8 protein-coding genes are annotated in these 12402 nt (G+C 35.7%); 1 reads left to right on the top strand and 7 read right to left on the bottom strand.

The genetic code is table 11. The annotated features are described in order from the left end of the window. The first annotated feature begins 86 nt into the window (after window positions 1–86). A complete protein-coding gene (locus tag IEV50_RS04190; protein ID WP_188411993.1) occupies window positions 87–2267 on the top strand; it encodes a bifunctional alpha,alpha-trehalose-phosphate synthase (UDP-forming)/trehalose-phosphatase in 2181 nt (726 codons plus the stop codon). 276 nt (window positions 2268–2543) lie between these two features. On the opposite strand, the gene IEV50_RS04195 is transcribed toward IEV50_RS04190, so the two are convergent. The 7 genes from IEV50_RS04195 to cysD form a co-directional block, all read right to left on the bottom strand. After that, window positions 2544–4328 carry a glycoside hydrolase family 15 protein gene (locus IEV50_RS04195; RefSeq protein ID WP_188411994.1) on the bottom strand — a complete coding sequence of 595 codons (1785 nt, stop codon included), beginning with the start codon at window positions 4326–4328 and terminating at the stop codon, window positions 2544–2546. A 466-nt stretch (window positions 4329–4794) separates the two neighbouring features. Then, the gene (locus tag IEV50_RS04200; protein WP_188411995.1) at window positions 4795–6063 is read right to left on the bottom strand and encodes a glucose-1-phosphate adenylyltransferase; all 1269 of its coding nucleotides are present in this window, start codon (window positions 6061–6063) and stop codon (window positions 4795–4797) included. Between the two features lie 7 nt (window positions 6064–6070). Further along, complete coding sequence (locus IEV50_RS04205; RefSeq protein ID WP_188411996.1) at window positions 6071–7483, bottom strand: glycogen synthase; 1413 nt, start codon at window positions 7481–7483, stop codon at window positions 6071–6073. Between the two features lie 501 nt (window positions 7484–7984). Further along, window positions 7985–8779: a uroporphyrinogen-III C-methyltransferase gene (gene cobA, locus IEV50_RS04210; RefSeq protein ID WP_188411997.1), complete on the bottom strand. Its 795-nt coding sequence runs from the start codon at window positions 8777–8779 to the stop codon at window positions 7985–7987. A 317-nt stretch (window positions 8780–9096) separates the two neighbouring features. Then, window positions 9097–9561, bottom strand: coding sequence for a hypothetical protein (locus IEV50_RS04215; protein WP_188411998.1), 465 nt, complete (start codon window positions 9559–9561; stop codon window positions 9097–9099). A gap of 298 nt (window positions 9562–9859) precedes the next feature. After that, the gene (locus IEV50_RS04220; RefSeq protein WP_188411999.1) at window positions 9860–11110 is read right to left on the bottom strand and encodes a sulfate adenylyltransferase subunit 1; all 1251 of its coding nucleotides are present in this window, start codon (window positions 11108–11110) and stop codon (window positions 9860–9862) included. Between the two features lie 173 nt (window positions 11111–11283). Continuing rightward, complete coding sequence (gene cysD / locus IEV50_RS04225) at window positions 11284–12189, bottom strand: sulfate adenylyltransferase subunit CysD (protein ID WP_188412000.1); 906 nt, start codon at window positions 12187–12189, stop codon at window positions 11284–11286. Window positions 12190–12402: the final 213 nt, after the last annotated feature.

The raw sequence follows: 12402 nt of genomic DNA on the forward strand, positions 1-12402 counted from the left end.
AAATCATTTCAATGTGCTTTTAAAACAAAATTCAAACAAAAACTGTTTAAAGCGCTTTTATTTATGTGGATACATCAAATACAAGCATGAAAACAGTTATAATTTCGAACCGACTACCCGTTAAAATCATCGAAAACAATAATGAGTACACCTTTATTCCAAGCGAGGGCGGCCTTGCAACTGGTCTGGGAGATGTGTACAAAAATGGCAACTCCATCTGGATTGGCTGGTCAGGAATTGAAGTTCCTGAAGAAAGACAACAAGAGGTAATAGATAAACTTGCCAAACTTAACCTCTATCCAGTTTTTCTAACTCAAGATGAAATCAATCTTTATTACGAGGGCTTTTCTAATGAAGTTTTGTGGCCGGTTTTCCACTACCTCGTTACCTATGCACATTACGAACAAAGCTATTGGGATTGCTACAAATCGGTAAATGAAAAGTTTGCAAAAGCAGCGTTAAAAGTACTTTCTCAAAAAGATAAAATATGGATTCAAGATTACCAACTACTACTTTTACCAGGCATTTTACGTAACAAACTTCAGCAATCAACCATTGGCTTTTTCCAGCATATCCCCTTCCCATCTTATGAAATATTCAGGTTAATACCCTGGCGTGATGAATTATTAAATGGCATGTTGGGTGCCGACTTAATTGGTTTCCATACATACGATGATGTTCGTCATTTCTTAAGCACTACAACAAGACTGTTGCCTGTAAATTCATCAGCAAATATATTAAGCAGTAACGATAGGCAAATCGTTGTAGAGGCTTTCCCAATGGGAATAGATTTTGATAAATTTTCTAACCTTACTTCAAAAGATGAAGTTCAGAAAGAGATTGAAGATTTCAGAACAGGGAAAGAAAATATGAAAGTAATTTTATCTATTGATAGATTGGATTATAGCAAAGGAATTCTAGAACGACTGAAAGCAATTGAACTACTACTACAGATTCACCCGGAATATATTGGCAAATTTGAGTTGTATATGATTGTGGTTCCATCGAGAGATACCGTTCCGCAGTACCGTGATTTAAGGGAGCAGATAGACCAATTTGTAGGTAACTTAAATGCCCGATATCGTTCAGTAAACTGGATTCCAATTAATTATTTCTACCGCTCGTTTCCAATCGAAGTTTTGTCTGCACTGTATGCAACCGCAGATATTTGCCTGGTTACGCCAATGCGTGATGGTATGAATTTAGTGAGTAAAGAATATGTGGCAAGCAGAAACAACAATGATGGTGTGCTCATTCTAAGTGAAATGGCTGGCGCATCTAAAGAATTAACTGATGCAGTAATTGTAAACCCAAATAACCTGGGAGATATAATGGAGGCTATTGTTGTGGCCTTAAAAATGCCTTTAGAAGAACAGGAAACACGCATGAAAGCCATGCGAGAAGTAGTAGAAAAATTCAATGTTAAACATTGGGTTAATAATTTTATTTTAAGACTTAACGAAGTGAAAAATTCTCAAAACTCATTACTAGCAAAACATGCGGTTAATTTAATAAACGAAAATATTATTGAACGATACCATAAAACATCCAGTCGTGTTCTATTTCTTGATTATGATGGAACACTGGTAGATTTCGCAGGAAATATTGATGATGCATCGCCAGACGACGAACTTTACAGTTTGCTTGAAAAACTAACTAAGGATGATTCGAACAAAGTGGTAATTATAAGCGGAAGAAGGAATGAAACGCTTGAAAGTTGGTTTGGGCATTTAAAGGTTGATTTAATTGCTGAACATGGTGCCTGGCAAAAAGCCTATGGTGGTAAATGGAATTGTTTGCCCTTACTTACCGACCAATGGAAACAAGAAATGAAATCCATTTTGGAAACCTACACAGACAGAACCCCTGGTTCCTTTATCGAAGAAAAAAGTTATTCATTAGTTTGGCATTATCGCAAAGCAGAGCAAGGGTTAGGCGATTTGCGGGCAAATGAAATTATAAGTCATTTAAAAATTTTGGCTGCTGATAAAGGTTTGCAACTTATGCCGGGAAATAAGGTTATTGAATTTAAAAACATGGAAGTAAATAAGGGGAAAGCAGCGCTAAACTGGCTTTACGATAAGAATCCTGATTTTATTTTAGCCTTAGGCGATGACCATACAGATGAGGATATTTTTAAAGCTTTACCAAACGATGCTTTTACCATTAAAGTTGGAAACAATATTTCAGAGGCAAAATATTACCTGAATGATTTTAAAGAAGTAAGGAAATTACTATGGAGTTTGGCAGATTCAGTAGTTAAATAATAATACTCCAATTCTAATCATCTTTAAAAATATGGTCGTCAGTATAAGCTTGTCAAAGATACACAGTAAAGTACTTCGACAAGCTCAGAATAACAAAACGTATATAAAATTATCTATCAGTCTGAACTTGTCGAAGACCCACAATTAAATACTTCGACAAGGATGACAAAACGTATAAATAATTGTCAATGATTTATTCTGCGCAAATTTTCTTAAATCTGTGGGAGATAAATTTAGAAACCTATCAGCTTTTACAAAATAATAGGCTCATATTAATTATAAAAAAATCGGTCTATCCAATTTTATCGCTATTCGATATGCCGCATTCATCAAGCCAACATGGCTATACGCTTGCGGGAAATTACCCCACTGGCTTCCGGTTTTGGCATCAACATCCTCACTAAAAAGCAGTAAGTGATTACAATATTTAATAATATTTTCAAACTCTTGAATTGCCTCATCAGTTCTGCCAACGCAAGCAAGAGCCTCTACATACCAAAAAGCACAAATTAGAAAGGTCGTTTTCGGCTTTCCAAAATCATCGGCATGAATGTAGCGATAAAACAGGCCATCTTCTGTTTTCAGTTCTTTTTCAAGGGCAATTAAATGGTCTTTAGCTCTATCCGATGATGGGTCGAGGTAATTCATCATAATCAATTGTAAAGTACTTGCATCTAAATGCGAGCTACCAACTGCATTCGTATAAACTTTTCTCTCTGGGTCGTAACAAGCCTCAATGTGCGCCGCAGCTTTATCAATTAAAACTTGAGCTCTATTTTCAAAATCCTGATTACCAATTGTTTTAGCCATTTTTAAAGCTGCCTGAGCACCTGCCCATTGAAACAAATTACTGTAACAATGTACATTGGCCATGTTTCTAAATTCCCAAATTCCAGCATCCTTTTCATCAATTGTTCTTTCAATTTTTGATAAAACACTTTCAATCCATTTTACTGAATCACTACGCTCAGAGAATACAAAACGATGATCGGTATATAGTGGCAGCATCGATATCAGAACCTGACCATAAATATCATTTTGGATATGCTCATAGGCTTGGTTACCAATTCTTACAGGCTGTTCGCCTTTGTAACCTTCCAAATGGTCTAAAGTTTTTTCTGTGATTTCACGTTCACCTGCAATGCCATAAAGTGGTTGATAACGCGTATCTTCATTATGAGAAATATCAGATAGATAATTAAAATATTTCTCCATTTCTTCAAAATGACCGATGTGGTTTAATGAGGTTAGCACATAATGAGAATCTCGCAACCAACAATAACGATAATCCCAGTTTCTGGTACTTCCTGGAGATTCTGGCAAACTCGTTGTACTCGCCGCGATAAATGCGCCTGTATCTTCATATTGGTGGATTTTTAAAACCAAAGCCGAACGAATTACAAATGGTTGGTAAAATCCTGCGATAGATGAATGTTTAATCCACAAACGCCAATACCCTATTGTTTCCCTAAGAAAATTTTCGGCAGTACTTACTACAGGAGCCTCTAAATTATGTCCATAAGTCATAATAAGGTATTTTGCCTCATTTAAAACAAAAGCCTTTTCATCTAAAATATAGTTTGTAGATACATTCGTACTTAATCTAATATTTTCATCGCAGCCAGCATAATCTATATGATTACTCCCCCTGGTGGCTCGCATTTCTTCCTTTCCGTAATCGCAAACAGGTTCACATTTGATTGTTATTCTTGGATTACCTTCTAGCGGTTCAATTTTTCTGATGAACATTAAAGGTTTAAAATATCTTTCGTAAAGGCGAAAACGAGGTGCAAAATCGGTAATGCGATATCTACCATCTTCTGCTGTAATTTCGGTTCTTAATACATTTGTATTTTCGATGTAGTATTGATTTGATGAAAATTTGCCTTGAGGAAGAATTGAAAATTCTCCACCCTTTTTATTATCCAACAGACTACCAAAAATAAAAGAACTATCAAAACGTGGCCAGCAAAGCCAAGATACATCTGTGTTTTTATTTACGTGTGCTATAAATGCACAGTTCCCTATAATTCCTGTTTGATACAGATGTTTTTCGGACATAAGCTATTTTTAATTTATTTACTACACTAACAAGCCTGTATCAAAAATGTTGGCAAAAATCTATTTTTAATGAATTTTAAAGCATTGCCCAGGAAAAAGACCTTTGTTAAATAGGCCTGATTGAAGTTAAAAACCTCACCTTATGAAAGCTCAAAGCTTGGGTTAATTCATTAAGCCTTCTCCTTGAAGAGCGGGAAACGAAGGTAGATGGTTCTAACCCATATAAAATCTATCTTTTAATATAATATCATTGGTATAAACTATCCCTTGTTATTAAGCCTGATTGAAGTGAAAAGCCCTTAGCGCAGCGAAGGCTTGCAACGAAAAGCAGGGCTGCAATCGGCAATGAAATGCTGAACATTGACTTCCAAAAAACGTTTAAATTTACTAATGTTGATCACAAAAATTTCATCACAAAAAAGCCAGCTTCGATAACGAAACTGGCTTAGTTAATGATAAATTTATTTTAAATTACTGTTCCACTTGGTAAAACAGCGCCCTTTTTAATTACAACAATACCATCTTTAACGGCATATAGTTCAAAATCTCCATCTTCCAAATGTGTACCGCCATTGATTTTTACATCGTTACCAATTCGGCAATTTTTATCGATTATAGCATTGTTAATGTAGCAACGGTCTCCGATTCCAATTAGTGAATTTCCTTTACTGGTTTCAGATTGAATTTCTTCAAGAGTTTGATAACGATCGCTTCCCATTACATAGGTATTGGTAACTACGGTATGCTTGCCAATACGGGCACGAATACCTAATACAGCGTGTTCAATTCTACTTGCTTGTATAATGCAACCCTCTGCAATAATTGCCTTTTCTAAGGTTGTACCAGAAATTTTTGATGGCGGCAGCATTCTTGCCCGAGTAAAAATAGTGTGGTTACTATCAAACATATTAAACTTCGGAATTTCATCAGTTAAGCCTAAATTAGCTTCAAAAAACGATGAAATATTACCAATATCAGTCCAGTAACCTTCGTACTGATAGCTTAAAACTCTGCTTTGTTCGATAGCCCTTGGTAAAATTTCTTTACCAAAATCTTTTTCCTCTTCGTTCTCATTCAAAATATTGATTAGATACTCACGATTGAAAACATAAATACCCATCGATGCTAAGAAGTTACGTCCTTCACCTTGCATTTCAGCACCAGTATCAGAAACCCAATCTTCCAAACCTGTTTTTGGTTTTTCGATAAAAGAAGTAATCATGTTTTCTTCATCTGCTTTTAAGATACCGAAATCAGTAGCATCTTTGGCTGTTACCGGGATTGTTGCAATGGTAATTTCTGCATTAGCCTCGATGTGTTTTTCAATCATGTCTTTAAAATCCATCTGGTACAACTGGTCGCCAGATAAAATTAAGATGTAATCAAACTCATGCGAAACAATATGGTGCATGCATTGACGAACTGCATCTGCCGTTCCCTGAAACCAACCGGCATTTTGTACCGTTTGCTCAGCTGCTAAAATATCTACAAAAGCAGTACTAAAATGGCTAAAGTGATAAGTATTTTTAATGTGCTTGTTTAGGGATGCTGAATTAAACTGTGTTAACACAAACATACGGTGGATGCCAGAATTAAGGCAGTTAGAAATTGGGATGTCTACTAACCGATACTTTCCTGCAATTGGAACAGCAGGTTTTGAGCGTGTTTGTGTTAATGGCGATAATCTAGAGCCTTGGCCACCGCCAAGGATAACGCCTAAAACTTTGTCAGTCATGTTAAGCTTATTTTAATATTTGGTATAATTCTATGTAATTCAATGCTGCTTTATCCCACGAATGATCAATTTTCATCATCGTTTTACGCACAGCTTTGAAAGCTTTTTTATTTTTATGTAATTCAACAGCACGATTTATGGCTTGGGTAACATCCCAAATGCTGGTTTGGTCGTGGCATATTCCAAAACCACCATCGCCAATATCAATAACGGTATCTTTTAAACCACCAACTCTACGAACAATAGGAACGGTTCCGTATCTGAGCGCATAAAGTTGGTTTAAACCACAGGGTTCTACTCTTGACGGCATTAAAAGAAAATCTGCAGCTGCATACATTTCATGCGAAACCTGCTCATTGTAGCCAATATAAGCATTGTACTTTCCTCTAAAAATATCTTTCAATTGATTTAATCTACCCTCTACCCAATTATCACCAGAACCTAAAACCAACACATTGATATTATCGCCATGTTGTTGTAATGCAGTATTAAAGATATCGGGAAGCAAATCAGCGCCTTTTTCATCAACTAACCTACCTATAAAAGTAAAAAGTGGTTTAGAAGAATCTAATTGAAAAACATCGCACAACGCCTTTTTGTTTGCTAATTTTCCTGCTTCTATTGTTTTTAAATTGTAACTTTTTACAAGCATTGGGTCTGTTTCTGGGTCCCAAACTTCAGTATCAATTCCGTTTAAAATCCCAACTGATTTCCAACTTTCTTGTCGGAGTAAGCTTTCTAATCCGCGAGCGTTGCCCATCATTTCGCCTAAATAACTCGGCGAAACTGTAGTTACTTTCCAGGCACATTTTATGGCAGAAGCGAGCGGATTTATGGCATCATCCCAACCTAAAAGTCCGCCTTTCCATAAATCGAAAGCAGGAATGTAGTATAACTTTTCCCAACCAAACTGGCCTTGATACTGTGCATTATGAATGGTTAAAACCGTAGGAACTGTGCGGATTGGAGTATATTTTATTGAGTTGGAAACCATAAATGGAATTAAACCCGTGTGGTGGTCATGGCAGTGAATTACATCAGGACGATGCTCCCACTGTACAATCCAATCTAAAACGGCAATTTGGAAAGCCACAAATCTTTCCGTATCGTCTTGGTACCCGTATACATTTGGTCTATCCGTTAAACCCTGAATGTGAATGATGTATAAGTCAAAACCAAGTTTATTAGTTTTCTCTTTTAAAACACGAAATTGAAAGTGGTTATTTCCATAATTAGCCCATGCGTCATAAGCAACATCAAACTCATTCTCACGAACAAACTTAGTTTCATACGCAGGCACCACCACCTTAGCGATATGACCGATTTTATTTTGATATTTTGGTAAGGCTCCTACTACGTCAGCTAAACCGCCAACTTTCGCAACAGGATAACATTCGGCACTTATATGTAAAATTTCCATTAAATATTTGGTGTAGATAACTCTGTTAAGTTAGTAATTGTTTTCTGATTTGGAAATATTAGAAAAATTATTTTTAGGGGTATGTTTTCCCGTAGATGTAAAAGATTTCCGCTGAATTGGAAAGTCGATAAGTTTGGTTGGAAATTTTTTTTTGAAAGTGAAAGTTCATCACTTTTTGCCCTATTACAGCCTGCCTTACACTGTAGCACCAATAGAAAAATTGGTGGCTGCTGTTTCAATCAGGCCTAGCTACAAAGTATTCTCTTGCTAAACGCAAAAAACCGCTAAACTTTCGTCAGCGGTTTAAACAACAAAACAAATATAATTTAGTTTAACCCTTTAAGAGCCAATTTAAATTATATTTTGAAAAATGTTTATTGCTTATTTTTTGAGCGAAACAAGGCAAATGTTGCAGAGATAGCTAGCCTATCTCGAATTATTGATCGATGTTGTGCCCGAAAAAAAGCATAAACAAATTATTAGATAAATTTTAAACAGGCTCTAATATTCTTCAGCAATTATTTCATAAAAATCTCTGATTGGCTGGAACTGCGGGTGCAGTGAAACCACATCTCCAAATACCAAAAGTGCAGGAGCTTGTATTTTTTTATCTTCAACAACTTCTGCAATCGTATCTACAATACCAATAGCAATTTTTTCATCAGGAGAAGAACCATTTTGAATAACCGCTACAGGTAGTAAACCTTTATTTTCGCCTTGAAAAATTGATGCAATCTCTTTTACCTTTTCAATTCCATTAAGCACTACAATAGTTGCTTTAGTTTTAGCGGCAATATATAAATCTTCAGAAATTTCACCTTTCGAATTTGTTCCGCTTACCGCCCAAAAGCTTTCACTAAGATCTTTATAAATCATTGGGATTTTTTGCAAACTCGGCGCACCAGTTGCACTGGAAATGCCTGGAATAATTTCTGTAGGGATGCTGTAAGATTCTGCAGCATCAATTTCTTCATAACCTTTAGCGAAGAAAAATGGATCTCCACTTTTCAAACGCACCACATGACCATAATTTAAAGCATAATCTATAATTAGCTTATTCACTCCATCTTGAGAAAAATCCTCATCATCAGTACGTTTGCCCACATAAACCTTTGGAATACCATCTGGAGCATGACAAAGTAAAGCTTCGTTCACATTTGCATCATACAAAACAACATCGGCTGTTTTTAATGCTTTAACACCTTTTAAACTAAATAAATCCGGGTCGCCTGGACCTGCTCCTATTAGCGTAATTCTTGGTTGTATGTTCGCTTTTTCTACTTTACTTAAAATCATGACTGAAAATTTAGTTCGTGATAATTTTTATTAATTATTCAAATATACAAAGTCTATAGAAATTGTAGTAATTTATTTTAAAATAAATTACTACAAAAAACTCCTCACCGCCTCGTAATTTTGATTTATTTTAGCATCTCACTTCGAACACAATGAAAACCATTATTGAATTGAAAGACCAAATAAATAAACAGTCTTAGCGAAACACTAAGACTGTTCATTTAATCTTCTTCATACTAAGGTAAAAATTTTAATGCGAACGCAAAAACGCATTAGGATTCCCAATAGAATTAGGAATTAATCATTTTGCCAAAAAATTACTTACAGGGAACCTCACTAAAGGTAAATTTCCCAGCATCATAATTAATCGGTTTGCCTTTTACAAAATACGACCGACCTAAAGTAGTTTCTATTTGCGCAACCCCCATTATCAATTTTCCATCTTTCTTTAAAAATGCCAGCGGATTTGTAAATGCTTTAGTTGTATCAACACCGGTATTAAATCGGTAATCTACTAAAAGCGTATCGCCATGAAACTTGCCATCAATTTTGCCATTGTTTTGCGGCTTTTCACTATATTTTATCAGCAACGAACCCGTAACTTTACCCGATGCCATTGTTTTTACAATCATGGCTGCACTATCTTTTTCAAAAGATGCAGCGTAGCATTTCTCATTCAAAACAGAATCTGCTTTGGTGGTATCTGCTTTCTTATCCGATGAATTACAAGCATAAATAAGTGGAATTGCTGCAAAAGCGAGGCTAATAATTTTATTCTTCATGATTTAAATTTTATGTCCTTTAAATGTAAATATAGAAATACGATGAAATGTTTTAATGAATTCCATAAGTAAAATTACAGTAGAACGAGGACTTACAACGTTGGCTAAGCCAGATGTAAATCCAATTTTAGAAACAATACTATCAAAATAATGTAGAAAATGAAAAACGGGGCTATCATTACCGATGCCCCGCTGAAATTACTTTCCCTCTAATTTTAGAGTTTTCATTATGATATTTGGTTATGGTTCTTTAGAATTTGGCCAAAAACATCGTCCATCACACATCTAACATTTTACTTTATTCAACTGCCGCCCTAAACATAAGCGCTCCAACTGTTAAATTCGTCCGACTATCAATTAAAATAGCCGAACCATTTGAACGGTTATCATCATATAAATCAAAAGCCAAAGGATCTGCTGTTTTTATAATCACTCGACCAATGTCATTTAATTTGAATTCATCTGCAGGATGCTTTTCTAAAGTATTAATATCAATTTTATACAAAATTTCATTGATTTTACATTTTGTTACTTTACTATTATGCTGAATTAAATACATTATCGAGGTATCCAAAGCACGTCCATCCATCCAGCATAAATCTACCTCGATTAATTTTGATTCCTGTGGCAAAGCGGATGCATTTACAATTGTATCACCACGACTGATGTCTACGTCATCTTTCAAATGAATGGTAACCGATTGGCCAGCATGAGCTGTATTTGGCGATCGATCGAAAAACTCAATTTTTTCGATAGTCGAACTTGCACCTGATGGTAGAATCGTAATCTTATCATTAAGGTTAAAAGTTCCACTTAATACACGACCAGCATAACCACGGTAGTCATGAAGCTCTTCTGTTTGAGGGCGAATAACCCATTGCACAGGCATGCGAGCCAACTGAGATTTATCTAAATTATCAGTATCAACTTTTTCTAAAAAGTGAAGTAAACTTTCACCATTGTACCAATTCATACGCTCAGAGTTTTGAACGATATTATCACCTTTTAGTGCACTAACCGGAATATAATTTACATCTACAAGTTTTAGTTGTTGTGCCAAAATTTTGTATCTATCGATGATTGAATTATAAACTTCTTCGCTATAATCAACCATATCCATTTTATTGATACAAACTACAATATGCTTGATGCCCAACAAAGAAACCAAGTAAGAATGTCGAATAGTTTGCTCTACAACGCCATTTCTTGCATCAACTAAAATGATAGCCAAATTTGCCGTAGATGCACCGGTAACCATGTTTCTAGTGTACTGAATATGCCCAGGGGTATCTGCAATAATAAATTTACGTTTTTCCGTTTGGAAGTATTTGTAAGCTACATCAATAGTAATACCTTGCTCTCGCTCCGCTCTTAAACCATCTGTTAATATTGCCAAATCTATCGTTCCATCATCATTTTTACGGTTAGAGTTTTGTAAGGCTTCTAACTGGTCGGCTAAAATGGAATCTGTATCGTATAGCAAACGGCCGATTAAGGTACTCTTACCATCATCTACGCTGCCTGCTGTGAAAAATTTTAATATGTTCATGTTGTTATAGTATTAAGATAAAAGCATCAAGTATCAAGACAAATTGCAGTCATTCAACTTTGATAATTATACTTAGCATTACATTTTTAAGTTTAGAAGGAAGTATTGTAGGATTTAACATCAAGTCTTGATACTTGATAATCGCTATTTTATACTAACTACTTGCTACTCCCCTAAAAATATCCTCCCTTTTTCCTATCCTCCATTGCGGCCTCAGAAACTTTATCATCCATACGTGCACCACGCTCTGAGATTTTTGATTCGCTGATTTCAGAAATAATATCGTCAATTAAAGTGGCTTCAGATTCTACTGCGGCCGTGCAAGACATATCACCAACGGTACGGAAACGAACTTGCTTACGAAACACCACATCTTCATTATCCATGTTCAAAAATGGTGAAGCTGCCATTAATTGACCATTTCTGGTAATCACTTCACGCTCATGTGAGAAATAAATACTTGGTAATTCGATATTTTCTCTGCGGATGTAATTCCAAACATCCAACTCCGTCCAGTTGCTGATTGGGAATACACGAACATTTTCTCCTTTATGAATTTTTCCGTTATAAATGTTCCAAAGTTCAGGGCGTTGGCGTTTGGGATCCCACTGCCCAAATTCGTCACGAACAGAAAATATGCGTTCTTTTGCTCTGGCTTTTTCCTCATCTCTTCGGGCACCACCAATACAAGCATCAAATTCGTATTTTGCAATGGTATCTAAAAGTGTAATCGTTTGCAAAGCATTTCTGCTGGCATTTTTACCTTTCTGCTCAACCACTTTTCCTTGGTCAATAGATTCTTGAACGGAGCCAATAATTAATCGCTCTCCGATTCTTTCTACCATTTTATCGCGATAGGTAATGGTTTCTTCGAAATTATGACCTGTATCAATGTGTACCAATGGAAAAGGAAATTTCCCAGGGCGAAAGGCTTTCTCTGCCAAACGAACCAAAGTAATTGAATCCTTACCACCCGAAAATAATAAGGCAGGTTTTTCAAACTGACCAGCCACTTCACGCAAAATGTGAATTGCCTCGGCCTCTAGTTCATCTAAATAATCAAAATTATATGTACTCATTTATTAAGTTTTGATTGATTGAATTTTGAATGAAAAAATTGACTTTCGATAGTCTATTCTTTCAAATATCCAATTTTTATATCATTTGTTGTTGTTTACCTCACCCAATCAAAGTGTAAGCTTTATCTTATGTTCTGCATTCCCTCTACCCTTAAGGTTAAAGCCCTCTCCCGTTCATTCCCTATCTTCAAGGAGAAGGATAGGATTGTCCGC

The sequence above is a fragment of the Pedobacter mendelii genome, assembly GCF_014635725.1.
GTDB lineage: Bacteria > Bacteroidota > Bacteroidia > Sphingobacteriales > Sphingobacteriaceae > Pedobacter > Pedobacter mendelii.

Excerpts from the sequence above, each read along its gene's own strand:
- IEV50_RS04205 (WP_188411996.1), bottom strand. The coding sequence starts at position 7,483 with ATGGAAATTTTACATATAAGTGCCGAATGTTATCCTGTTGCGAAAGTT.
- IEV50_RS04195 (WP_188411994.1), bottom strand. The coding sequence starts at position 4,328 with ATGTCCGAAAAACATCTGTATCAAACAGGAATTATAGGGAACTGTGCA.
- cobA (WP_188411997.1), bottom strand. The coding sequence starts at position 8,779 with ATGATTTTAAGTAAAGTAGAAAAAGCGAACATACAACCAAGAATTACG.
- IEV50_RS04190 (WP_188411993.1), top strand. The coding sequence starts at position 87 with ATGAAAACAGTTATAATTTCGAACCGACTACCCGTTAAAATCATCGAA.
- IEV50_RS04215 (WP_188411998.1), bottom strand. The coding sequence starts at position 9,561 with ATGAAGAATAAAATTATTAGCCTCGCTTTTGCAGCAATTCCACTTATT.
- IEV50_RS04220 (WP_188411999.1), bottom strand. The coding sequence starts at position 11,110 with ATGAACATATTAAAATTTTTCACAGCAGGCAGCGTAGATGATGGTAAG.
- cysD (WP_188412000.1), bottom strand. The coding sequence starts at position 12,189 with ATGAGTACATATAATTTTGATTATTTAGATGAACTAGAGGCCGAGGCA.
- IEV50_RS04200 (WP_188411995.1), bottom strand. The coding sequence starts at position 6,063 with ATGACTGACAAAGTTTTAGGCGTTATCCTTGGCGGTGGCCAAGGCTCT.